Consider the following 392-nt stretch of genomic DNA (forward strand, 5'->3'; position numbering starts at 1 on the left):
GTGCACTCGTCTATCGAGACGGCGACCAGCTATGTGTAGATGCGCGTGTCCAGAAGGACACGTTCCGCAGCGATCGCAAGTACAACTGCAAAGTCTCCCTTCTGAAACTGAAGCGATCAGACTGGTGGGGAGAAGAGGTGCCCTATCTGGTTCTCGACGCCGTGGATCCGGAGGATCTGCGCTGGTACATCCAGCACCGAGGAACGCGGGAGAGACATCTGGAGTACATCCGCTTCTTCAAGCGTGCGCTGAAGCTCATCGAGAGCGACCGAGCGGCCGAGGCCGGCGCGCGCGCCCAGTTGCTGCAGGCGCTCCATGAGGGCGATATTGGGGATCCCGTCGATCGCCCAAGGCTGGTAGACCGGGCTGTGATCGCCTGGCGGGCCGCGAAT

1 protein-coding gene is annotated in these 392 nt (G+C 61.7%); it reads left to right on the forward strand.

The window, feature by feature from the left end; genetic code table 11:
- Nucleotides 1-392: hypothetical protein (locus FGG79_RS21985; protein ID WP_205688860.1), on the forward strand; the 392-nt coding region annotated here is incomplete at both ends.

The sequence above is a fragment of the Bacillus sp. BHET2 genome (genome assembly GCF_005938125.1).
In the GTDB taxonomy this organism is placed as follows: Bacteria; Bacillota; Bacilli; order Bacillales; family Bacillaceae_B; genus Rossellomorea.